20 protein-coding genes are annotated in these 23,649 nt (G+C 68.1%); 7 read left to right on the top strand and 13 right to left on the bottom strand.

The features are described 5' to 3' along the window. Positions 1-17 precede the first annotated feature (17 nt). From HDA45_RS15665 to HDA45_RS15655, 3 genes are read right to left on the bottom strand one after another with little or no spacing between them, the layout of a single operon-like run. Entirely contained in the window at positions 18-569 is a 552-nt protein-coding gene (locus tag HDA45_RS15665; protein ID WP_184895967.1) for a dihydrofolate reductase family protein, read from the bottom strand. A 33-nt stretch (positions 570-602) separates the two neighbouring features. After that, positions 603-1,844 carry a cytochrome P450 gene (locus tag HDA45_RS15660; RefSeq protein ID WP_184895965.1) on the bottom strand — a complete coding sequence of 414 codons (1,242 nt, stop codon included), beginning with the start codon at positions 1,842-1,844 and terminating at the stop codon, positions 603-605. Positions 1,845-1,860: 16 nt separating this feature from the next. Continuing rightward, a complete protein-coding gene (locus tag HDA45_RS15655; protein WP_184895963.1) occupies positions 1,861-3,009 on the bottom strand; it encodes an MFS transporter in 1,149 nt (382 codons plus the stop codon). 302 nt (positions 3,010-3,311) lie between these two features. On the opposite strand from HDA45_RS15655, the gene HDA45_RS15650 reads away from it, so the two are divergent. The 3 genes from HDA45_RS15650 to HDA45_RS15640 all read left to right on the top strand — a co-directional run bounded on the left by HDA45_RS15650 (position 3,312) and on the right by HDA45_RS15640 (position 5,984). Continuing rightward, entirely contained in the window at positions 3,312-4,340 is a 1,029-nt protein-coding gene (locus tag HDA45_RS15650; RefSeq protein WP_246480722.1) for an ATP-binding cassette domain-containing protein, read from the top strand. After that, complete coding sequence (locus HDA45_RS15645; protein ID WP_184895961.1) at positions 4,337-5,149, top strand: ABC transporter permease; 813 nt, start codon at positions 4,337-4,339, stop codon at positions 5,147-5,149. The genes HDA45_RS15650 and HDA45_RS15645 overlap by 4 nt, the downstream gene beginning before the upstream one ends. An 82-nt stretch (positions 5,150-5,231) precedes the next feature. Then, positions 5,232-5,984 carry a class I SAM-dependent methyltransferase gene (locus tag HDA45_RS15640; RefSeq protein ID WP_184895959.1) on the top strand — a complete coding sequence of 251 codons (753 nt, stop codon included), beginning with the start codon at positions 5,232-5,234 and terminating at the stop codon, positions 5,982-5,984. 515 nt (positions 5,985-6,499) lie between these two features. On the opposite strand, the gene HDA45_RS15635 is transcribed toward HDA45_RS15640, so the two are convergent. From HDA45_RS15635 to HDA45_RS15615, 5 genes are all read right to left on the bottom strand, one after another. After that, a complete protein-coding gene (locus HDA45_RS15635) occupies positions 6,500-6,937 on the bottom strand; it encodes an SgcJ/EcaC family oxidoreductase (RefSeq protein WP_184895957.1) in 438 nt (145 codons plus the stop codon). Positions 6,938-6,949: 12 nt separating this feature from the next. Next, the gene (locus HDA45_RS15630) at positions 6,950-8,119 is read right to left on the bottom strand and encodes an acyl-CoA dehydrogenase family protein (protein ID WP_184895949.1); all 1,170 of its coding nucleotides are present in this window, start codon (positions 8,117-8,119) and stop codon (positions 6,950-6,952) included. Positions 8,120-8,195: 76 nt separating this feature from the next. Continuing rightward, positions 8,196-9,599 (bottom strand): cation:proton antiporter domain-containing protein, encoded by a 1,404-nt coding sequence (locus tag HDA45_RS15625; RefSeq protein WP_184895947.1) that lies wholly within the window; start codon positions 9,597-9,599, stop codon positions 8,196-8,198. Between the two features lie 13 nt (positions 9,600-9,612). Further along, complete coding sequence (locus HDA45_RS15620) at positions 9,613-10,878, bottom strand: NAD(P)/FAD-dependent oxidoreductase (RefSeq protein WP_184895945.1); 1,266 nt, start codon at positions 10,876-10,878, stop codon at positions 9,613-9,615. 39 nt (positions 10,879-10,917) lie between these two features. Continuing rightward, positions 10,918-12,306 carry an NAD(P)/FAD-dependent oxidoreductase gene (locus HDA45_RS15615; protein WP_184895943.1) on the bottom strand — a complete coding sequence of 463 codons (1,389 nt, stop codon included), beginning with the start codon at positions 12,304-12,306 and terminating at the stop codon, positions 10,918-10,920. Between the two features lie 250 nt (positions 12,307-12,556). Here HDA45_RS15615 and HDA45_RS15610 point away from each other — a divergent pair, with 250 nt between their 5' ends. From HDA45_RS15610 to HDA45_RS15595, 4 genes are all read left to right on the top strand, one after another. Next, the gene (locus HDA45_RS15610) at positions 12,557-13,951 is read left to right on the top strand and encodes an FAD-dependent monooxygenase (RefSeq protein WP_184895941.1); all 1,395 of its coding nucleotides are present in this window, start codon (positions 12,557-12,559) and stop codon (positions 13,949-13,951) included. Positions 13,952-13,970: 19 nt separating this feature from the next. Then, complete coding sequence (locus HDA45_RS15605) at positions 13,971-15,359, top strand: FAD-dependent oxidoreductase (protein ID WP_378315906.1); 1,389 nt, start codon at positions 13,971-13,973, stop codon at positions 15,357-15,359. A gap of 181 nt (positions 15,360-15,540) precedes the next feature. Further along, positions 15,541-16,515 carry an alpha/beta fold hydrolase gene (locus HDA45_RS15600; RefSeq protein WP_184895937.1) on the top strand — a complete coding sequence of 325 codons (975 nt, stop codon included), beginning with the start codon at positions 15,541-15,543 and terminating at the stop codon, positions 16,513-16,515. 112 nt (positions 16,516-16,627) lie between these two features. Further along, the gene (locus HDA45_RS15595; RefSeq protein WP_184895935.1) at positions 16,628-17,578 is read left to right on the top strand and encodes an NAD-dependent epimerase/dehydratase family protein; all 951 of its coding nucleotides are present in this window, start codon (positions 16,628-16,630) and stop codon (positions 17,576-17,578) included. Between the two features lie 334 nt (positions 17,579-17,912). On the opposite strand, the gene HDA45_RS15590 is transcribed toward HDA45_RS15595, so the two are convergent. The 5 genes from HDA45_RS15590 to HDA45_RS15570 form a co-directional block, all read right to left on the bottom strand. Further along, entirely contained in the window at positions 17,913-18,059 is a 147-nt protein-coding gene (locus HDA45_RS15590) for a hypothetical protein (RefSeq protein ID WP_184895933.1), read from the bottom strand. A 58-nt stretch (positions 18,060-18,117) separates the two neighbouring features. Then, entirely contained in the window at positions 18,118-18,816 is a 699-nt protein-coding gene (locus tag HDA45_RS15585; RefSeq protein ID WP_184895930.1) for a methyltransferase domain-containing protein, read from the bottom strand. Then, positions 18,813-20,051: a glycosyltransferase gene (locus tag HDA45_RS15580; protein ID WP_184895928.1), complete on the bottom strand. Its 1,239-nt coding sequence runs from the start codon at positions 20,049-20,051 to the stop codon at positions 18,813-18,815. The genes HDA45_RS15585 and HDA45_RS15580 overlap by 4 nt, the downstream gene beginning before the upstream one ends. 7 nt (positions 20,052-20,058) lie before the next feature. Further along, a complete protein-coding gene (locus HDA45_RS15575; protein WP_184895926.1) occupies positions 20,059-22,059 on the bottom strand; it encodes a glycosyltransferase family 39 protein in 2,001 nt (666 codons plus the stop codon). 168 nt (positions 22,060-22,227) lie between these two features. After that, on the bottom strand, positions 22,228-23,412 hold the full coding sequence (locus HDA45_RS15570; protein ID WP_184895924.1) for a cytochrome P450: 1,185 nt from the start codon (positions 23,410-23,412) through the stop codon (positions 22,228-22,230). Positions 23,413-23,649: the final 237 nt, after the last annotated feature.

Below are 23,649 nucleotides of genomic sequence, written 5' to 3'. Positions count from 1 at the left end.
ATTTCATGCCTCCTGATTCAGGAAGCGCGGGTGTAGACGGTGCCGACGACGCCGGTTTTCAGCGATTTCGCACTCGTCAGCGTCAGCGGGATCTCCTTGCCGACGTCTTCGAACAGCCGCATTCCCTCGCCGGCCACCAGCGGCAGGACGTTGAGCGCGAGCTCGTCCAGCAGGCCCTCGGTGAGCAGCCAGCGAACCAGCTTCGGGCTTCCGGGCACCCGGATCGCCTTGCCGGACTCTTCCTTCAGCCGGGTGATCTCGCCCGCGATGTCGCCGGTGATCAGGCTCGTGTCCGGCCAGGTCAGCGTCGCTTCGTCGAGTGTCGAAGACACGACGTATTTGTGCGTGCCGTTCAGGAACGCCGCCATCGGGTTGCTGTCGCCCTGCGGCTTCCACATCTGTTCGAAGGCGAGGTAAGTGTCCTTGCCCATCAGAATGGCGTCCGAGGCGTCGAGGCTCTCGTTGATGCCCTCGGTCATCTCGTCGGACCAGTACTGACCCATCCAGCGGTCGGGCCGTTCCACCACACCGTCCAGTGTGATGAACAGTCCCGCGGCGATCTCGCGCATGACGAACTCCTTTCGTTACCCGGAAGCCTGGGTTCAGGCCGCCGAGCGATCCTCCCACCACCGTGCGCGACGGTCCAAAGGATCGAGCACGCCGGAAGAAGTCCAGCGGACCGGCAGCGCCGATAATGCCCGCATGGTCGGCGAGACCGTCCAGGTCAGTGCGGATTCGGGCACGGCGAGGGAAAGCAGCGGCGCGCGGCGGGAAAGCGCGCGCAGCGCCGATTGGACCTCGACCCTCGCGAGGTGGGCGCCGATGCAATGGTGCGTGCCGTGCCCGAAGGACAGGTGCCGGGCTTGCCGGTCCAGGTCGAACCGGTCAGGCTCGGTGAAGACGTCCTCGTCGCGGTTGACCACCGGAAGCAACGCCGTCACCAGGTCGCCCGGCTCGATCCGCGTGTCCGCGAGGGTGACTTCCTCCGTCGCGACCCGGGTCATGCTGAAGTTCACCGCGGGGCTGTACCGCAACGCTTCCTCGACGGCGGCCTCCACCAGCGCCGGATTCGAGTCGAGCGCGCCCAGCAGGCCCGGCCGGGAAATCAGGCACAGCACCGCGTTGGCGATCTGCGAGGCCGCCAGCGCGTGCCCGTCGAAGAAGAGCGAAGACGCCAGCCCGGTCAGCTCGCTTTCCTCGAGCACCCCCGAGCGGTGCGCCTCGACGAGTTCCGCCATCAGCCCGGACGGCGGATCCTCGGTGTCGGCGAGCATCGCCGTGACCTCGTCGTGCAGCAGCAGTTCGCCTTGGTAGACGGCGGATCGCGGTGAGCCGGGTTCGCCGAGCCGCCCGTTCGCGCGTTTGCGGACGGCCTCACGGCGCGACCGCGGCACACCCAGCAGTTCGGCCTGCGCCGTGAAGGTCAGCGGGGCGCAGAAATCGGCGATCAGATCCGCGGTGGGGCCGTCGTCGATCAGCTTGTCTAGCAGGTCGGAGGCGGAGGTTTCGACGTACTCGCGCAACTGCTCCGCGCGGCGCGCGGAGAACGCGCCGCCGATCAGCTTCCGGATCTTGGTGTGCCGGGGCGGGTCCAGTTCGGTCACCGACATCCGGGTGGCCGGGCCTCGCGGATGGGCCGTCTCGGCCAGTACCGCTCGGCTGAATCGCTTGTCGCGCAGGAAATCGCGGGCTTCGGAATAGCCGCTCACCAGCCATTCACGCTGTCCGTCGCGGTGGCGGGAACTGATGGGGCACCCGTCGGGGACGCCGTCCCCGACGAGCAGCCGCCTGTGCCGCCCTTCGGCGAAGTCCGAGCCTCCGCTGCCTCCCGTGACGTCGGGCATCGGGATCATCCTCCGTTCATCCATTCCGGGCGGGTACGCGCAGCGCGAGCAGGCAGACCGCGACCGAGGCCACGGACAAGGCCGCGATGGCGACCCGCAGGTCGGTGTGTCCGGCGATCTGGCCGACCACGGCCGGGCCGAGCAGCAGACCGACGCTGGCCAGTGACGCGGCCGAGCCGATCACCGCGCCGCGGTCCTCCGGGGTGGTGCCACGCCCGATCAGCCCGTAGACCGTGGGCGTCGAAACCGAGATCGCGCCGCCGACCACGGCCGTGCCGAGCAGGCCGTGCACCGGCGCGTCGGCCATGGAAAGCAGCAGCACGCCCACCCCGGAGAGCGCGCCGGAGGCGAGCAGCACCAGGCGGTCCGACGCGCGGCCCGCCATCCAGTGCCCGCCGAGCCTGCCCAGCGCCATCCCCGCGGCGAAGATGCCGGGCGCGGCCGCGGAGATCCCGACCGGCGCCTTGGTGACGTCGGCCAGGAACACCGCGCTCCATTGCTGGACCCCGCTTTCCACGACCATGGCCAGCGCGGCCAGCAGGCAGAGCAGCAGGATCGCCGGGGCGAGTTTCGACCGCCGTCCCGGTTCCCGGCCCTGCCGCACCAGTCGTCCCGGCACGGATTTCCTCGCCGCGACGGCGCCGATGACGACCAGCGTCGAAAGCGTCAGCGCGATGGCTTCGGCGGGTACGCCCGCTGTCCGGGCCGCCCCGGTGCCGAGACTGCACGTCAACAGGCCGACGCTGAACAACGCGTGCGCGCGGTTCATCACGCGGGGTCCGTCGCCCGCTTCGGCGGACGCGGCCAAAGCGACCACGACGACATTGCAGGCGCCGGATCCGAAGCCGAACAATCCCAGTGTCAGGAACAGGGCCGGAACGGATCCGGCGAGTGCCGGCATCGGCGCGATGAGCGCGAATCCGGCGAAAGTCGCGACCGCCACCGGGCGGCCGAACCGGTCGAGCAGCCTGCCGATCGCGAACATCGCGGGCATCGCCGCGAGCGCGCCGATCAGCAACGCGGCACCCAGTTGCGCTTCACCCGCGCCGGTGGCGTGCCGGACGTCCGGCAGCATCGAAAGATAAGGCCCCCACAAGGCGCCGTACGCGGCGAATCCGGCGAAGACCGTGCTGGTCCGCGGGGCGGCGGTGATGACGGCGACCATGACCGTGACGATCCTTCCCGGGTTGGGTAATCGTGTTTCCCGAAGGGGTTGACATTCGCAGGTTAGCAGCGGAATTCGGGAACGGACCACGGTTATTGACCGCATTTATGGAGAAGATCGACACCGTGCGATTCAGGTATTCTCGTCGCCGGTACGACGCTCGGCAGGCTGGGATATTCATCCCGAAAATGAAGAATTCATACAAAAAAGATTAACCATTCACTGCTCCTGTGCAGCGCTCGGTCGCATGATGTAACCGCACGAGAGCGTCTCGGTTGTGAGGAACAGGAAGGTAGTGCGTCATGTTGCAGAACGTCGAACCCGCGACCGCGTCGAGGGCCGGCCCGGGGCAGCGGGGGAACGAGACGGATTTCGCGATCCACGCCGAAGGGCTGGTGAAACGGTTCGGCGAGACGACCGCGCTCGACGGTGTCGACCTGGCTGTCCGCACGGGCACGGTGCTCGGTGTCCTCGGCCCGAACGGGGCGGGGAAGACCACCACGGTCCGGATCCTGTCCACGCTGGTGACGCCCGACGAGGGCCATGCCACCGTCGCCGGGTACGACATCCAGAAGGACGCCCACCAGGTACGGCAGCTGATCGGCCTGACCGGGCAGTACGCCTCGGTCGACGAAAGCCTGACCGGCGTCGAGAACCTGCTGCTGATCGGGCGGCTGCTCGGCTTTTCGCGGCGGGCGGCCAAGGCCCGCGCGCACGAGCTCTTGGAGCGGTTCTCCCTCACCGAGGCGGGTGGCCGGGCGGCCAAGGGTTACTCGGGCGGTATGCGTCGTCGGCTCGACCTGGCCGCCAGCCTGGTCGGGGACGCGCGGCTGCTGTTCCTGGACGAGCCCACCACCGGGCTCGACCCGCGCAGCAGGCTCGAGCTGTGGGACGTCGTGCGCGGCCTGGTCGCTGACGGCGTCACGGTGCTGCTGACCACGCAGTACCTGGAGGAGGCCGACGCCCTCGCCGACGAGATCGTGGTCGTCGACCACGGCAAGGTGATCGCCAAGGGCACCCCGGACGAGCTCAAGGCCAGCACCGGCGCCCAGCGTCTGACGGTGCGTGGCACCCAGGCCACGGACCTCGAGAAGGTCGTGCGGTTGATCGGCGAGATCGCCGGCGTGACCCCGGACGTCTCGGGTCAGGTCGTCAGCGTCCCGGTCACCGACCCGGCGGCGTTGCCCGGCGCGGTCCGGCGGCTGGAGGAGGCGGGCATCGTCATCGGCGAACTGTCCCTGCGCAGTTCCAGCCTGGACGAGGTGTTCCTGAGCCTGACCGGGCGACCCGCCGAGGAGACGGCCGAAGAGCCCGAGGAGGAGATCCGATGACCGCCACCACCACGGCGCTGCCGCCTCAGCTCTCGTCCCGGGTCGGGTTCTTCCAGGGCATCTCCCAGATGTTCACCCTCGCCTGGCGCAGTACGGTTTCGGTCAAGCACGAGCCGAAGCAGCTCGCCGACATCAGTTTCCAGCCGATCATCTTCACGCTGCTGTTCACGTTCGTCTTCGGTGGCGCGATCTCCGGCGACCGGCACGCGTACCTGCAGTTCATGATCCCCGGCATGCTGGTGATGAGCATGCTGTTCGCGACCATCAACGTCGGCATCGGCCTCAACACCGACCTGTCCCAGGGCGTGTTCGACCGGTTCCGCTCGCTGCCGATCGCGCGCTGGGCGCCGTTGGCGGGCCGGATCATCGGCGACCAGTTCAAGCAGGTCTGGTCCGTGCTGCTGGTGGTCGGCGTCGGGCTGCTGCTCGGCTTCCGGCCGGAGAAGGGCTTCCTCGGCGTGCTGGCGGCCGGGTTGCTCCTGCTGGTGTTCGCGATCGCGTTCTCCTGGGTGCCCACGCTGGTGGGCGTCGCCGCCGACCAGGCGGAGAAGGTCCAGGTGTTCGCGTTCGCGGTGATCCTGCCGCTGAACTTCGTCAGCGGGGTGTTCGCGCCGGTCGAATCGATGCCATCCTGGCTGCAGGCGTTCGCGGAAGTCAGCCCGGTGGCGATCCTGCTCAAGGCGTGCCGCGGGCTGATGAACGGTGGCGTCGGAGTCACCTCGGCGGTGATCTGGTCGCTCGTCTGGGCGGCCGTGATCGCGATCGTTTTCGGGGCGCTTTCGGTACGTGCCCTGAAGAAGCGGATCTGAGTATTCGTCGCCCGAAACACCTGAGCCGTGGCGCCTGCGCGCCACGGCTTCGGTGTTTCGGGGGCCTGACCAGGGAGCGCTGATGGACGAACTGGACTACAACACCTGCAATGCCACCTTCCGGAGCCTGACCGATCAGCAGCGGCTGATGGCCGAGGAGACGTCGAGACAGATCGGGGCGGGCGCCGATCTCGAGCTGACGTCGTACGGCTGCGGGTTCGGCATGTTCGAACTGGAGCTGATCGCGCGGGTGCCGCGGAGAACGGTGTGGTTCCAGGGCGTCGACACCAACGGTGAGGCGGTGGCACGGCTGCGCGCGGAGCTGGCCGGACTGCCGAAAGTGCGGGGCCACCGCGTGTTCACGGCGAGTATGGCCGACGTCGCCGACAGCCGGATCACGGCGACCGAGTACGGCCTGTTCGTCCAGTCGCTGTGCTACCTCGGCGCCGACGACGGCATGGCGGCGCTGAAGGAGGCCCGCAACCGGCATCGGCGGCTCTTCGTCGCGGTGACCCCGCTGAACCGGCTGAACGGCCCTTTCGCGGATTCCTTGGCGCAGCAAGGCGTGGTACGCCCGTTGTTCGCGCAGACGCTAGCGGAGGAATTGACGCGGTTCGGCGTCGGGTTCATGTCCGTCACGGTGGAGGCGGAGATCGCGGTACCGGTTTCCGAGCCGTCGCAACGGCTTCTCGAGTTCCTGACCTTCGCCCGGCACCAGCCGTGGAGTGGCGGGACGAGTCGCGCGGAGCTGCTGGACGCGGTGGGCGAGCTCGGCACGCTCGATGCGGGGGAGATCCGTATTCCGCACCCTGTTGAGCTCTTCACCATCAGGTAGGCGGACGTCGTGTGGAGGGACGCGGCCTTGCGGTAGGTGATGGCCTCCTTCGTTGCGTCTGACGCGGTGAAGGGGGCCTTCGCGTAGTGGGGGTAGGTGTGAAGGTCGAGTTTCCTCGGCTGAGCCGAGGAAGGGGGCCTTCACGCGGGTTCGCTGTGGCTGCTGGTGCTTCTGGTGCTGCGTGTGTGTTTCGGGTGTCCGTGAAGGCCTCCTTCCCTACCTTGAGCGTAGGGAAGGAGGCCTTCACAGACATGCCCGGCAGGGCGCCGAATCGTGTTGGGTCCAGGCGGTCGTGAGTGGCAATGCGGGTGCTGGAACGCCGCCTTGGGCGAGCCACGCGGCGTCGTGACCAACACGACCTTCCCGCGACGGTGGAGGATCTGGGCCACTCAACGTCCCAAATCCTCCACCGTCGCCCCGACACCCGTGTGGAAGTGTCCCTTGTGGACGGTCAGTGCCCGGACAGCGCGGAACCCGGGCCCTGGGGAGAGGGCCCGGGTTCCGGTGGTGAAGGGTCAGGCGGCCGTGCCCGGCTTGGGCAGCTGCTGCTTGGCCGGGGTGTTCTGATAGGACGCCAGGTGCCAGGCGCCGTCCCGTTTGACGACCGTCCACGAGGCACGGATCGACTGGGAGTCCGCGACCTCGGTCTCGCCGGGGCCGAGCACGCCGCCCTGCGTGATCAGGACACCGGAGTCCGGGGTGAAGAAGCGGATCTCGAGCGGACGGCCGGTGACCTGGGTGCCCTTGTAGTTGCCCGCGAACGATTCCACGAGGAAAGACCGGATCTCGTCACGGCCCTTCTTGTAGACGCCGGGCAGGATCATCGTGCCGTCGTCGGTGAAGACGCCGGCGAACGCGTCGGCGTCGTGGTAGGCCCACGCGGCGATCACTTTCTGGGTCAGCGCCGCGATCGCCGCCTGGTCGGCGGCGGTGCCGGTTTCGGTCGTGGTCATCGGAGGATCCTCCTAGATGTAGAGGGTGTTGGGCTCGAGCCCGCAGAGCACGCGGCCGTACAGCTCGGTGTTGGTGTTCGGGTGCATCAGCGCGTGGAGGTTGACCGCGGCGACGTCGCGGGCGATGCGCTGGATCGGGATGCCGTGGTAGATCGACGAACCGCCGGAGGCCCCGGCCAGGATGTCGATGCCTTCCTTGGCGAGGCGGACCACGGCGCCGAGGTCGGCCCGCGCGATCGCGCGCTCCTCGAGCTTCCACGGGGTGCCGTCCGCCGTCTTCGTGTCGACCAAAGTGGACAGTCGGTGCGCGTGGAACTCGGCCTCGTCGATCCTCATCGCCGACTCGGCCACCTGGTGGTGCGTGATCGGGGCTTCGCGCTGCGAATCGTAAGCGGTGTAAGTGATCTTGCGGTCCGGCAGACGCTTGAGGAACGTGTCCTGCGCGCCCCTCGCCATCCCCACCAGCGTCCCCACCGAAGACGCCGAGGCCACCGGCAGCAGCGGCGCCCGGTAGATCGACGCCGAAGCGGCGCCCTGACCTTCCAGCACCGCCGGCAGCGGGAGCACCCGCTCCGCCGGGATGAAGACGTCCTGGGCCACCGTCGAAACGCTGCCGGTGCCGCGCAGGCCCGCGGTGTCCCAGTCGTCCACGATCAGCAGATCCGAGATCGGCACCAGCGCCATGATCGGGTACGGCTCGCCCTCCGGCGGCACGAGGATCGCGATGATCTCCTGCCACTGCGCGTGCAGCGCCCCGCTGATGAAGCCCCATTTGCCGTTCACCACGACCCCGCCGTCGACCGGTGCGGCCATCGCGGACGGGCTCAACGTGCCGCAGACGCGGACGTCCGGGGTGGAGAACACCTCGTCCTGCACGGCCTCCGGGAACTGGCAGGCCATCCAGGTCGGGATCCAGTACACCGAGGCCACCCAGGAGGTGGAGCCGTCGGCGCGGCCGATCTCGGTGGCGACGTCGACCAGGGTGCGGGTGTCGGCTTCGTAGCCGCCGTAGCGCTTGGGGCGGCGCAGCTTGAAGACACCGGCGTCGGCCAGTGCCTCGATGGACTCCTCGTGCACCCGCCGGTTCTGCTCGGACCAGTTCGAGTGCTTCTTCAGTGCGGGTGCCAGTTCGGCCACGCGGCGAACCAGTTCCTCCCGCGTCGGAACATCGGTGCTCGACACCTTGACCTCCTAGATTGTCGACGGTCCCAGCTTCGCAGCGGGCGGACGGCGAAGCGTCTTCCTTCTTGCCGGTGGCTCAGGCCGCCGCACGTTCGGAGGTGTGGCCCAGGAAATCGACCACGTTCTGGCCGTCGCGCCGGGCGAACCAGGTCGCCATCGGCGCCGCCATCGCGGTCGAGACCAGCGCCATGATCACCAGCATGGTGAACAGCGTCGGGGAGAGCACGCCGAGGTCGAGGCCGATGTTGAGGACCACGAGCTCGGTCAGGCCACGGCAGTTCATCAGCGTGCCCACTTGCAGCGACCGGTTCCAGTTCTCGCCGACCGCGCGTGCGGCCAGCGCCGAACCGCCGAGCTTGCCCGCGACGGCCACGAGCAGGATCAGGCCGCACCAGAGCCACGCGCCACCGCCGGAAAGCAGGCCGATGTCGGTGCGCAGCCCGCTGTAAGCGAAGAACAACGGCAGCATCAACGCGGTCGTCAGCCCGCCTGCCTTGTCGTGCAGCCACGTCGCGATCGGGTTGTCGCGCGGGAAGACCACGCCGAACACGAACGCGCCGAACATCGCGTGCACGCCGATCCATTCGGTCGCCATCGCGCAGAGCAGCACGCCGACCACCGAAAGCGGCGCGGCCTTCTGCAGGCTCGCCGCCGGAACCCGGGTGACCAGCTTCCGCAGCAGCGGCCGCACGACCAGCCCGAGCAGCGCGACGAACGCCGCCGTCAGCACGACCGTCAGCACGACACCGACGAGCGAGGACGCCGTGGTCAGCGCGATCACCAGCGCCAGCAGGCTCCACGCGGTCACGTCGTCGACCACCGCGCAGGTCAGCGCCACCACGCCGACCTCGCTGCGGAAGAGCCCGATCTCGTGCAGGATCCGCACCAGCACCGGCAGCGCGGTGATGCTCATCGACACCCCGAAGAAGAGCGCGAAAGGCAGGAAGCCGACGCCGCCGGGCGCGAACCTGCCGTAGGCGAGCATGGCCAGCCCGATACCGAGCAGGAACGGCAGCGCGATGCTGACGTGGCTGACGACCAGAGCGAGCCTCCCGCGTCCACGCAACAGCTTGGTGTCCAGTTCGAGTCCGGCGAGGAAGACGAAGAAGATCACGCCGAGTTGCGCCACGACGTTCAGCTGCGGCACCGTCGCCGCCGGGATCAACACGGCCGCGCCCGAGGGCCACAGCGCGCCGAGCACCGATGGGCCGAGCAGGACGCCCGCGGTGATCTCGCCGATCACCGCGGGCTGCCCGATCCGCTGGGCCAGCCAGCCCACCACCTTGCAGGCGCCGACGACCACGGCGATCGCCAGCAGCAGCTGTGCCAGCGATGGCCCGGTCGCCTCTCCGGTGCCGGTGAGGGTGCCGCCTTCGTCGCCTTGTGTCAGCAGGATGATCGCGATCACGACGGGGACCACGACCAGTCCCATGTAGACCCCCAGCGCCCGGTAGCCGGTGCGGGGTTTGACCTCCACCATGGTTGTTTCCCGATCAGGGTTCGGTGACGTTCGCGATCAGGTCGTCGAGGTTGATCTTCAACAGCGGGTGCTTGCCCGAAAGCCCGGAGACCAGCGTGACGAAGTCGACGCTCGGCGCGTGGAGCTGCTCCGGGTCCACGACCTCCTGGGCGAGGTCGTAGTAGTACTCCTTGTACTTCGTCCGGTCGTAGAACCGCTCGACGAAGTTGCGGATCTCGTCGAAGAACGCGCGGTAGTTCCCGGCGTACCGGTCGAGCGCCTTCTCCTCGATGGCCGGGTGTTCCAGGATCTTGTGGACCACTTTGGACAGTGAGCTGCCCGCCAGCGTGGCCAGCGCGACACCGGTGGAGAACAGCGGGTCGACGAAAGCGGCGGCGTCGCCGACGAGCACCCAGCCGTCGCCGTAGAAGGTTTCGTTGGTGTAGGACCAGTCCCGCGCCGTCCGGTATCCCGCGTGCTGACGGGCGTTGGCCAGCAGCCCCTTGAGCCGGGTGGTCTTGTCCCGTTCGGCGAGGAAGATCTGTTCCAGCGACTGGTCGTCCGCGTTGGCGATGTCCGACTTGGTCACGTAGCCGACGCTCATCGTGCCCTTGTCGATCGGGATGCCCCAGAACCAGCCCTCGTCGGTGCCTTCGATGAGGATGTTGGTCCATTCGTCGCCGGGCAGCCGCTCGCAGTTGTCGTAGTAGGTCCAGACGGCGACGTTGCGGAGCTCGTTGTGCCAGGTGATGTCGCTGAACTTCCGGCCGATCACCCGGGACTGGCCGGACGCGTCGACGACCAGCGAGGCGGTGGCCTCGTATTCGCCCGCCGAGCCGCGCAGGGTGAACCGGACGCCGGTGACCCGGCCGGTGTCGGACTGGAGCACGTCCTTGACCGTCGTCTCCTCCACGACGTACGCGCCGAGTTCACGGGCGCGGTCGAGGATCAGGGTGTCCAGGTCGGCGCGGCGGGTGTGGTAGGCGTAGGTGCCTTCCGCGGCCTTCATGAACGAGAAGTTCCATGGCACGTCCCGGTTCCCCCACACCAGGCTGCCGCCGTACTTGCGCTCGAAACCGCGGGCCTCCATGCGGTCGAGCAGGTCCAGTTCCTGGAGCGGGCGCATGCCGACCGGGATCAGGGACTCACCGATGTGGTAGCGGGGGAACCGTTCGCGTTCGAGGACCAGGACCGTATGCCCCTCCTTGGCGAGGAGTCCGGCGCAGGTCGCGCCCGCCGGGCCGCCACCGATCACGATGACGTCGAACCGCTCGGGCATACCGTGGAGCGTGGCTGACATGAGGAACCTTTCCCTGGGCCGGTGGAAGTGTGGAGGCGCTCACGCGCGCCGGATGCCGATCTGCGGCTCGTAGCTCAGGTACAACCCGTTGATCGCCTTTTCGGGCTTCTCCGGCGACTGCTTGTGCTCGTGGACGCGGTTGAGGTTGTCGAGCGGGTTGTGCTTGCCGCTCTCGTCGCCGAGCAGGTGACCCTGGATCCGGCGGTAGACCTCTTCGGTGTCCTCGAGGTCGGCGATACCGGTGACGAACCGGTCGAAGGCGGCCTGTACGTCCAGCCCTTCCCAGTCCTTTTCGGACAGTTGCTGCGCGCGGAAGAAGTGGTGTTCCTTGCCGCGGTAGCTCTCGTAGAAGGTGGACACCAGCACCAGCAGCCGTTCGTAGGCGCGGCGGTAGACGACCTCGTAGAAGTCCCAGGCCTCGGTCTCGCCGATCTCCCCGCGGATGACGCTGCTGATCGCGGCGGTGCCGATCAGCGCGCTGTAGGTGCCCAGATGCACACCGGTCGACAGGAGGGGGTCGAGGAAGCAGGCGGCGTCGCCGGCGAGCAGGTAGCCGGGGCCCTGGAACTGCTCGGCCGCGTACGAATAGTCCTGCTCGACCTTGACCTCGGTGACCTGCTCGGCCTCGATCAGCAGCTGCTGAATCGCCGGGCAGTCGCCGATCGCCTTGTGGTACACCGGATCCACTCCGCCGAGTTCGTTGCGCGCGGCGTTGAAGGAGTCCTTTCCGGTGACCAGGCCGACGCTCATCGTGCCGTCGGGAAGCGGAATGCCCCAGAACCAGCCATCGCCGACGGAAGCGACGGTGATCGCGCCACGCGGCCCGCGGTCCAGCTCCTTCGCGTCCTTCCAGTACGACCAGGCGGCGACGTTGCGGAAGACGTTGTGGAACTTGCGGTTCTTCAGGTACTTGGTGGCCATCACGCCGCCGCGGCCCGAGGCGTCGACGAGGTAGTCGAACTCGATCCGGCCGGAGTTGGCCGGGTTCTTCGCCTCGGCCCAGTGCGCCGCGACCGGACGGTCGCCGTCGAAGTCGAGCTTCTTCACCGCGATGCCCTCGGTGACGTCGACGCCGACCTCGCGCGCGTGGTCGAGCAGGATCTTGTCGAAATCGGCGCGGATGACCTGCCACGCGCTGGTGCTGCCGTCACGACGGTGAGGCCGGAAGCGCACCTCCCACTCTTCGGGTCCCCAGAAGTAGTAGGCGCCGCCCTTGGGCTGGAACCCGGCGGCCGCGATCTTGTCCCAGACGCCGAGGCGCTCGAGAATCGGGCGGCACGAGGGCAGCAGCGATTCACCGATGTGGTAGCGCGGGAAGTGTTCCCGCTCGAGAAGAGTGACTTCGAAACCCTCTTTGGCCAGAAGCCCGGCAGCGGTGGATCCCGCCGGGCCACCGCCGATCACGAGGATCTGGGTCGTTGTGCGCATGACACCTCTCCAACTACGCCGACGGCCGGAATTACTTGATCGACGCTAACAACCGGGAATTGAGATCCACTCGAGAACCGGCTGGCCCGTTCGACTGAACTCGTTGCCTCACAACGCATTCACGAGACGGCGGCGCGGTGCGGACGGGAAACCGCAGTCGAAGAGACGCTCCGGGGAACCGGGCGGACGACGATTCTTCACGTGTCGGACTCCGACGGCCCGGCCGACTACCTATTGGAGGCATCCCGCGATGGGCGAATACCTTGGCGAACGCGCCGTCGTGCTCGGCGGCGGCATGGCCGGCCTGCTGACCGCCCGCGTACTTTCGGAGCGCTACCGCACCGTCGTGATCATCGAACGTGACACGATCGTCGGCGTCACCGGGACCCGCCGCGGCGTGCCGCAGGCGCACCACGCGCACGCGCTGCTCGCACGCGGCCAGCAGATCCTCGAAGACCTCTTTCCCGGCCTGCAGGCGGAGTTGACCGCCGACGGTATCCCCAGCGGCGACCTCTCGGGCAGCCTGCGTTGGTACTTCAACGGGAAACGCCTGCAGCAGAAGGACTCCGGCCTGCTCAGTGTGTCCGCGACCCGACCGGAGCTCGAAGAGCACGTCCGCGCGAGGGTGCTCGCGCTGCCGAACGTCGAGGTCCGCGAGCGCACGGTCATCCAGTCGCTGGTCGCGACCGACGACCACACGCGGATCATCGGTGTCCGGGTGACCGGCGACGACGCCGAACCCGAAACGCTCCACGCCGACCTGATCGTCGACTCCACCGGCCGCGGCAGCCGTTCGTCGGTGTGGCTGGAAGAACTCGGCTACGAGCGCCCGGCCGAGGAGAAGATCAAGATCGACCTCGCCTACACGTCGCGGCTGTTCGAACTGGACACCGACCCGTTCGGCGACGATCTGGCGATCAACCCGGTCGCCTCGCCCGCCAACCCGCGCGGCGCGTTCTTCGTGAACCTGCCGGGGAATGTCGCCCTGCTGTCGCAGACCGGCCTGCTCGGCGACCATCCGCCGCGTGACGCCCAGGGTTTCCTCGAGTTCGCCAAGACGCTGGAAGCACCCGAGATCTACCAGGCCGTGCGCACCGCGAAGCCGATCAGCGAGATCACCAGCTTCAAGGTGCCCGCCAGCGTCCGCCGCCGGTTCGACAAGCTGCGTCGTTTCCCCGAGGGCATGCTGGTGATCGGCGATGGGGTGTGCGCGTTCAACCCGGTGTACGGCCAGGGCATGACTGTCGCGGCCATGGAGGCCGACCAGCTCGGCAAACACCTCGACGACGGTGGCGTGCGCCCGCTGCGGTTCTTCAAGGAGATCAGCCCGATCATCGACGTGCCGTGGGACATCTCGGCGGGCGGTGACCTCGCTTTTCCCGGCGTCGAGGGTCCTCGTCCGCTGAAGGTCAAGATGGGCAACGCCTACATGGCGAAGCTGCATTCCGCGGCGACCGTCGACGGCCGGTTCACCGAGGCGTTCTTCCGGGCCGCGGGCCTGGTCGACCCGCCGACCGCGTTGATGCGGCCCAGCCTGGTGGTCGGCGTGCTGCGTACCGCGCGGCGCGTCAAGACGGCCGCCCCTCTCACACCCCCCGCCACGATCGGTCAGGCCCCGCCCGCGTCCGACGACCTCGCGGCCTGAGCGTCAAGGAGCCATGCTCATGAACGAACCCGTCGGCAAACGCGCGGTGGTGATCGGCGGCAGTGTCGCCGGCACCCTGGCGGCGAGAGTGCTTTCCGAGTTCTACCGCGAGGTCGTGGTCGTCGATCGCGACGAGGTGCTCGGCGTGGACAAGCCGCGGCGCGGCACCCCGCACACCTGGCACGCGCACGGACTGCACGCGCGCGGTTATTTCATCCTCGAGGAGCTCTTTCCCGGACTGCTGGACGACCTGCGGGACTCCGGCATCCCGGTCGGCGATCTCGCGCGGATGAAGTGGTTCTTCAACGGGACGCAGGTCATGCCCGCCGACAGCGGGCTGCCGTCGATCACGGCGTTGCGCCCGGTACTGGAGCACCACCTGCGGCTGCGCACCGCGGCGTTGCCGAACGTCACCTACCGCGAACGCACCGACGTCCACGGCCTGCTCGCCACGCGTGAGGGCAAGCGGATCATCGGGGTCCGCGTGCAGGCACGGGACGGCTCTTCGGCGGAGGAGCGGCTCGGCGCGGACCTGGTCGTCGATGCGTCCGGACGTGGTACGCGGACGCCGGTTTGGCTGGAGGAGCTGGGCTTCGAGCGGCCCGCGGAGGAGCGCGTGAAGATCGGGCTGGCCTACACCACCCGGATGTTCCGCAAACGGCCGGAGATGTTCGACGGCTGGCAGTCGATCAACCCGGTCGCCTCGCCCTCGCATCCGCGGGGCGCTTTCTTCGGGCAGGTCAACGAAAACGAGTGCATCCTTTCGCTGACCGGTGTTCTCGGCGACCATCCGCCGAACGACGCGCGTGGCTATCTCGAGTTCGTGAAGTCGTTGCCCACCAAGGAGATCTACGAAGCGGTGAAGGACGCCCAGCCGCTGATCGAGCCGGTGACGTTCAAGTTCCCGGCGAGCCTGCGACGGCGGTACGAACGGCTCAAGCGGTTCCCGGAGCGGCTGTTCGTGCTCGGCGACGCGTTCTGCAGCTTCAACCCGGTGTACGGCCAGGGCATGACGGTCGCGTCGATGGAGGCGATCGCGCTGCGCGAGCACCTCGCCCGGCGGTCCGAGCCGGACTCGCGGAAGTTCCTGCGCGAGATCGCCAAGGTCATCAACGACCCGTGGGCGATCTCGACCAGCGGCGACCTCGACTTCCCCGGTGCGGAAGGAAAACGGACGCTCCAGGTCAAGATGGGCAACGCGTACATGGCGAAGGTCCAGTACGCGGCGACGGTCGATCCCGACATCACGGCGGCGTTCATGCGGGTGGCCGGGCTGATCGACCCGCCGACCGCGCTGATGAAGCCGGGCATCATGCGCAAGGTGATGCGGGCCAACCGGCGGCGTCCCGCCACCGGGGCGACCGTGACGGAGCTTCCCCGGCGGGGCGGCCAGTCGCGCGCGGCCTGAAAACCCAGTCCGTGAAGGCCTCCTTGAGGGATCCAGAGTCCCTCAAGGGGGCCTTCACGGACTCGTCATTTTCGCGGAATGGTTTTTTCTTCCTCCGCAACCCGCGAGATGCTTCTTTCGGCCCATCCGTCTGATTATTGCTGTGTCAGTGAACCATTCCCTGGCGGTGGGAGAGAATTTCATGCGTAAGTTCAAGAAGGTGATGACCGCGCTGGCCGCGGCCGCGGCGGTGGTACTGCTGGGGGGTGCGGGGGCGGGGGCCTCCGCGAACACGGCGTGGAGACAGTCCGACGCGGCGCTCGCGCGCTCGCTGCCGGGTAAGTTCGTAAGCTCCCACGCCGACGTCAACGGCGTCCGGCTGCATTACGTCGCCGGTGGTTCCGGCAGCCCGGTGGTGCTGCTGCCCGGCTGGCCGCAGACGTGGTGGACGTTCCACAAGGTGATGCCGGCGCTGGCCGCGCACCACCGCGTGATCGCCGTCGACCTGCGGGGGATGGGCGGGTCTTCGAAGCCGGCTTCGGGCTACGACAAGGAGACGCTGGCGGCCGACGTCCACGCGCTGCTCGCGAAACTCGGGTACGCCAAGGCGGACGTGGTCGGCCACGACATCGGCGCGATGGTCGCGCACAGCTACGGGATCAAGTACCCGCAGTCGGTCGGGAAGCTGGCGCTGATGGACGTTGTCGCGCCCGACAAGAGCCTCTATCAGCTGCCGCTGCTGCCTTCGGGCCCCGGCCAGTTCTCGCCGTGGTGGTGGACGTTCAACCAGCTTCAGGGCCTGCCGGAGCAGCTCGTTTCCGGCCGCTCGAGGTATCTCGTGGACGCGATGATCAACCAGCTCTCGGTGGTACCGGGGGCGGTGAGCGACTTCGACCGGAGTGTCTACGCACGCGCCTACGACTCGCGTGAGGCCGTCCGTGCCGGGAACGGCTGGTACCGGACGCTCAACCAGGACATCGCGGCCGGTTCGGCGTACGGGAAGCTGACCATGCCGGTGCTGGGCCTCGCCGGCGAGTTCAACCACCAGTACTTCCTCCAGGTGCTGCCGTCGAAGGCGGCCGATCCGCGCGTCGTCAAGATCGCCGGGGCCGGGCACTACCTTTCCGAAGAACAGCCCGCCCAGGTCATCGACGCGCTGGAGAAGTTCCTGGGCTGAATTCGCGGCCTTTCCGGGGCAGTATTGGAGGCGCCCCGGTGATACCGCCGATGGGATTCTGCGAAAAGTAAAAACCCTGGAATTCCCAGCCTATCGGGAAAAGGTGGCAAAAATGAAGGTTGGTGTTACCGGTGGCACCGGGTTCATCGGGCAGTACGTCTGCGAGGAGCTCGCCGCGCGAGGGCATACGCCGGTCGTGTTCGACCATCGTGGTGAGGGGGACGGCGGGCCGTGGGAGGTCATGCTCGGCGACATCCGTGACGCGACGGCGCTGACCGAGCTCGCCGCGCATTGTGACGGGATCATCCATCTGGCTGCCGTACTGGGCACCCAGGAGACGATCACCAATCCGCGGCCCGCGGTGGAGACCAACGTCATGGGCGGCCTGAACTTCCTCGAGGCCGTCGCGCAGTACGACCTGCCCGGCGTCTACATCTGTGTCGGCAACCATTGGATGAACAACAGCTACTCGATCTCGAAGACCACGGTCGAACGGTTCGTCCGCATGTTCAACGCGGACCGCGGGACGCGGGTGAACTGCGTCCGCGCGGTGAACGCCTACGGTCCGCGCCAGAAGGCCGCGCCGCCGTTCGCCGCGGGCAAGGTCCGCAAGATCACCCCGGCGCTGGTCTGCCGGGCGCTGTCCGGCATCCCCGTGGAGCTCTACGGCGGCGGACGGCAGGTCTCGGACATGGTGTGGGTCGGCGACGTGGCCCGCACCCTGGTGTCCTCTTTGGAGGCCGCCGCCGAGGGGCGGGTACTGGAGAACACGGTGGAGATCGGGCCCGCCGAATCGGTCACGATCCGCGAGGTGGCGGATCTGGTGATCGACATCTGCGAGCAGCGCGGCTACCCGCGGGTCGGCATCACCGACCTGCCCATGCGGCCGGGCGAGACACCGAACACCCCGGTCACGGCCGACGTTTCGACGCTGCTTTCGGTCGGCATCGACCCGGAGTCCCTCGTCTCGCTGGAGGAGGGCATGACGAAGACGGTGGACTGGTACCTCGAGCACCGCGGCACCGCCTGGGACGTCCCTCCGGCCGGGCTTCGCGCGGCTTAGTTCCCGGCGAGGAAGGGCCGTTCACGACAGGTTCTCTGTGGTGAACGGCCCTTTCTTCGTGTCCGGTGTGGTTCGGGGTGGGACCGGTGACGCCGGACCGTGTGGGTTTCGGGCGTCGCCTGGCCTTAAGTCCGTGAAGGCCTCCTTCCCTACGCTCAAGGTAGGGAAGGAGGCCTTCACGGACACCCGCACACATACGCAGCCCCAGGAGCACCAGCAGTCACAGCGAGGCCGCGTGAAGGCTCCCTTCTCTCGGCTCAGCCGAAGAAACTCGACCTTCACACCTTCCCCTTCTCCGTGGGGAACGGTCTTTCGTCGCGTTCACGAGACCGCGTCATGTCCAGCGCATCGGCTTGAGTGTCGCGAAAGCCACTTTCGCGACATCCGACGTCCCGAAAGTGGCTTTCGCGACACCCGGCACGAGAAGCCGCGGCGCCGATGTCGCGACCAGAAGTCCACCGGTCGCCTGGCCCACGTACACGAAGGCCCCCTTCACCGCGCTAGACGCAATGAAGGGGGCCTTCGTGTACTTCCACCCGCTAAGGCTTGTGAGCCTTCAGGATCAGCGAGACGCCGCGCCGTGAACGGGTCGGGAGGTAGCGCTCGGCCGTGACGATCGCGGTCAGGGCGTGGTTGACCAGCCAGGGCGTGTGCTCGTTGAGTTCGTTGCCGCGAGCCGAACGTCGCCGCAGCGCCACGACCGGCCGGAGCAGGACGTTCCAGCTCCACAGTTCGTCGACGACGAAGCCGGCGTCCTCGATGACCTTCCGCAGCGAGGCACGGTCGTAGCGGCGCACGTGGCTGACCGCGACGTCGTGCGCCGACCACAGGTCCATTCCGGACGGGACGCTGATCAGCGCGGAACCGCCGGGCTTCAGCACCCGGAACAGTTCCGCGGCGGCCTGGTCGTCTTCCTGGATGTGCTCGAGGATCTCGAACGCCACCACCAGGTCGAACGACGAAGACGGCAGCGGGAGGTCACGGGCGTCGGCGTGGATCGCGTCGAGACCGCGGGAACGTGCGATCTCGACGGCGTTCTCGTCGTAGTCCGTGGCGACGACGTCCCAGCCGCGCTCGCGCAGCACCCGCGTGTTGCCGCCGCCCGCCGCGCCGATGTCGAGCGCGCGGCCGGGCGGGCCGAGCCGTTTCAGTTCGTCGGCGAGCAGATGCCGTTTCTCCCGGAACCACCAGTGGCGGTCCTCCATCTCGGTGATCCGGGTGATGTCCGCCGTCTTCACCGGCGCTCCTTCCGGTGCTGGGCGAAGACCCAGCGGTCGAGGGCCACGAACCGCAGCAACGTCATCAGCCCGTAGGCGACGATGAGCACGAGCAGTTCGACGACCGGCCCGGAGCCCGGGGCGATCAGATGGAGCCCGGTCACGGCCATGGTGGTCAGCAGATACGTGGTGGCGAACAGGATCGCGGCGCGGGTGTGCAACCCGAGCCGGTGCCCGCCGCCGCGATTGAACGTCCAGCGCCGGTTCGCCTCGGTGTTGGCCACCCCGACGAGCACCAGCGCGACCAGGTTCGCCCCCGCCGGGGTCAGCGGGACACGCAAGGGGAGGTACAGAAGCGTGTAGAGCACCGTCGAGATGACACCGATCACCGCGAACCCGATGAACTTCGCCAAGGTCGCGGCCCGGGGCTGGGCCAGCACCGCGTCCGGATGGGTGGCGCGCAACTGCGGGATCTCCGGCACGTTCACACGTCCTTTCCCGGCGGCGATCGCCCGGCCCACGCGGACCAGGCCCTTGAGGTTCCCCAACGCGGTCTGGGTGACCTTGACCCGCGAATCGACGTCCTCGACCCAGTCCAGCGGCACCTCGTGCACCCGCAGGCCGTTGTGCTCGGCCAGCATCAGCATTTCGGTGTCGAAGAACCAGTGGTCGTCCTCGACGGCGTCCAGCAGCCCGACCACGGCTTCGCGCCGGGCCGCCTTGAAACCGGCGGACGTGTCGGTGCTGCGCAGGCCGAACACATGCCGCGTGATCGCGTTGTAGGTACGGGAGACGATCTCGCGTTTGAGGCTGCGGCGGATCCGCGAGCCGTTTCCGAGCCTGGTCCCGATGGTGATCTCGCAATGCCCGCTGACCAGCGGCGCGATCAGGGGGAGCAGCCCCTCCAGACCGGTCGAGAGGTCGACGTCCATGTAGGCGACGATGTCGGCGGTGCTGGCCCCCCACGTCGCCTTGATCGCCGCTCCCCGGCCGCGGACCGGTACCCGCCGCGCGGAGATGCGCGGGTTCCGTTCGGCCAGTTCGGTGGCGATCTCCCAGGTCCGGTCGGTACTGCCGTTGTCGGCGATGGTGATCGACCACGGGAACGGGAAGTCCTCCCCGAGGTACGCGCTCAGCGTGGTGATGCAGCCGAGCAGGGCGCGTTCCTCGTTGAGCACCGGGATGACGATCTCGACGCTCGCCGTCGTGCGGCTTCCCGGTACGAGACGGGGTGCCGCGGTGAGTTCAGCCGTCATGGGGCCATCACACTCCCGGCTTGCAGTCGAACAGGGCGGAGGTGAAGCCCATCCACGGGTTGGCGGTGTAGGCGGGCGGCGGGACCCGGGTGCAGTTGCGCACCACCCAGTCCTTGCGGGCCAGCGCGGTCGGGCTGTCGTAGGCGAATCCGCCGAACAGGACGTACCTCAGCTGTCCACTTCGGACACTTTCGGCGAGGCCGTCCGCGGTCGGCATCGGCATGGTGCCGACGAAACCGCCCATCGGCATCACGGACAGACCGGCCCGGATGTAGGGCGAGGCGCCGGTACCGCCGAAGGTCGCCAGATCGAAGCGCTCACCGCGCTTGTTGGCCTTGAGGAAGCCGAGGAGCTTCTGGTCGGCGTCGGACGGCATCATCTGGAACATGATCGGCGGCGGCAACGGCATGCCCTGCGCACCGCCCGCACCGGGCTTCGGGCCACCGGCCATGAGCTTGGTCAGGTCGATGCCGGTGGAGAGCGCGTTCGGGTTCGGTCCCGCGAGCGGGTTGAAGTTCTGGAACATCGCCGTCCGCGGATCCGTCGGCGGGTGGAAGGCGGGCGCCGCCCAGGCGATCGGCCCGGCCAGCAGCGCGACCCCGGCCACGGCACCGGTCACCACGGCGAACTTCCCGGTGCGACGCACGAGGAACAGCACCACGGCGAGGACGGCGGCGACGGCGACCACCGGCCGCAGCCAAGGCACGTAGTCGCCGGAACGGCTCAGCAGCACGAAAGCCCAGGCGCCGGTGACGAGCAGGCCGACCGGGACCACCCACACGTGACGGCGGGAGGTCCAGGCGAGGTGCAGGCCCACTCCGCCGATGGCGGCGATGGCCGGTGCCAGGATGCTCGTGTAGTACGGGTGGATGCTCTGCGAGAAGCTGAGCGCGCCGGCGTAGAGGACGAGCCAGCCGCCCCACAGCAGCCAGCCCGCGCGCGTCTTGTCGGTGCGCGGCGCGCGGCCCGCGGCGACAAGGCCGAAGACGAGCAGCAGCAGCGCCAGCGGCAGCAGCCACGAGATCTGGCCGCCGATCAGGTCGTTGAACAGCCGGAAGACACCGGTCTCGCCACCCTGGTCGACCGGCGTGACCTTGCCGTCGGGCAGCACCGGCAACTCGGCCGAGTTCCCGCTCTTCGGGGCGTCGGTGCGGTCGAAGAGGTTGTAGGACCAGACCATCTGCCACACCGAATTCGAGGTGCTGCCGTCCATGTACGGACGAGAGCCCGCGGGGGTCAGCGCGACGATGAGCATCCAGATCGACGACACCGCGGCGGTGACGGCGCCGGCACCGAGCAGGTGCAGCACCCGGCGTCCCGGCGAGGTCGGCGCGGCGACGAGGTAGACGACGCCGAGCACCGGCAGGACGGCCAGTGCCATGGCGAGCTTGATGTGGAAGCCGACGCCGACGAGCGCGGCGGTCAGCAGCAGCCAGCGCGGCGAAGCGTTTTCCAGCGCGCGCCAGAAGGCGTAGGTCGCGACGAGCAGCGTCAAGATCAGCGTCGAGTCGGGCAGGTTGACCCGGGTGCCCGCGATCGTGATCGGTGTCGCGGCGAGCAGGACCGCGGCCAGTGCCGCGGGCGCGTGCCCGGCCCATCGGCGTACGAGTACGAACAGGACGAACACCGAGAAGCCGCCCGCGATCACACCGGGCAGCAACAGCGCCCAGGTCTCGTAACCGAAGATACGCACGGAAAGCGCTTGCAGCCAGAGCGAACCAGGTGCCTTGTCGACACTCATGAACCCGGCGGGATCGTAGGCGCCGTAAAGGAAGTTGTGCCAGTTCGCGGACATGCTGCGGACCGCGGCGGCATAGGCGTAGTGTGCGGCGTTCCCGCCGATACCCCACCCGTAGGCGACGCCGGCGACGAGCGAGCTCAGGACGGCGATGCGCTTGGCGGCCAGTGCGGACAGCCCCGTTTTGGCCTTCTTCTTCGGCGTCCGCACGGGCGGGGCAGAGCCTCGCGGCGCGGTGCTCGTGACCGGGGTGCCTAGGTCTTGGGACACGTTCTACTCCCTTCCCAGGAATAGGAGGTGACGCGGCTCGCGGACGTGAGATACGCACCGCGAATTCGTGATCGTCTCCGAAAAGTGTCGCACCGCGGTTTCGAACGCGTCTTATCCCAGCCTGCTGGTTTGGGGCAGCTGACCTAAAGTGTCCTTTAAGGACACTCGTCAGCGAAGCCGGACGGGAAGGGCTTCGAGACCGTGCATCACCATGCTGACGCGCCAGCGGAGACTTTCCGCGGGAACGGCCTCGCGCAGGTTCGGGAACCGGGTGAGCAGAGCGGCGATCGCGATCCCGCCTTCGAGCCGGGCCATCGGTGCGCCGAGACAATGGTGGATGCCGTGTCCGAAGGCGAGCTGGGGGTTGTCCCCGCGGTCGAGTTCCAGCGCGTCCGCGCCGGGGAAGCGTGCGGGGTCACGGTTCGCGGCCAGCAGGGAAACGATGACCAGCGAGCCCGCCGGGATCGTCACGCCGCCGAGCTCGACTTCCTGGTTGGAGTAGCGCATCGCCGCGTGCACAGGACTTTCGTAGCGCAGGAATTCCTCCACCGCGGCGGGCATTCCCTCCGGGTTCGCGCGCAACGCGGCGAGCTGGGCCGGGTTCTCGAGCAGGGCGAGAGTGGCGTTGCCGATGAGGTGGACGGTGGTCTCGTGCCCGGCGATGAGCAGGAGGAAGACCATCGAGGTCAGCTCGTGCTCGGTCAGCCTGTCGTCGCCGTCGTGCACCGTGACGAGCGCGGAAAGCAGGTCCGTGCCGGGGTTCTCACGTTTCTCGGCGAGGAGTTTCCTGACATAGCGCAACATTTCGGCGGCGGCCGCGTCGAGTTCGTCGACGGGGAGCGCGCTGGCGGTGAGGATTTCGGTCCAGCCGTGGAAGGCGCCGGCCTCGTCCTCCGGTACGCCCAGCATCTCGGTGAGGATGCGGATCGGCAGCGGCAGGGCGAGCGCCTTGATCAGGTCGACCTCGTCGAAGTCGGCGACGGCGTCGAGGAGTTCGGCCGTGATGGCCTCGATCCTGGGGCGCAGCTGGGCGATCCGGCGCACGGTGAACGCGGCGGACACGAGCCTTCTGAGCCGGGTGTGGTCCGGCGGGTCGAGGTTCAGCATGTGGGTGTTCATGCCGAGCCGGACGTCCTCGGACAGTCCGCGCCGGTCGCCGACGACACCGGTGCGTCCGCTCAGTCCCGGATGCGCGAGCGCCTGGCGGACCTCGGCGTAGCCGCTCACCAGCCAGCCGCTGGTACCCGAGGAGAGCGTGATCCTTCGGACAGGGCCGCTTTCGCGCAGCGCGGAGTAGGCGGCGTGCCTTTCTGGCGCGCCCCCGAACAGGAAGTCGGAGCTGGAAGAGGTCACCGAATCAGGTTCCCGTGCGCGCCCTCCGGCCCTCTTCTCCTGACCGGCCTTTAACCCGTGAATTACGCATGAAGCGCGCGAGTTTATTGCACGTTTTTTCTTGTGGCCTACTCGAAAACTGCTCGAAGAAAGAGTTGACGATCTAGGTCGGGTGATCGTAACGTTGTTTCCAGGACGCCGGGGGGCAACGGAACCCGCGCCTGGTAAGTCGGAAAATCCCCAGCAATGAATCGGAGT

This window comes from Amycolatopsis umgeniensis (assembly GCF_014205155.1).
Classification (GTDB): domain Bacteria; phylum Actinomycetota; class Actinomycetes; order Mycobacteriales; family Pseudonocardiaceae; genus Amycolatopsis; species Amycolatopsis umgeniensis.
This window is presented reverse-complemented; position numbering and strand designations above follow the sequence as displayed.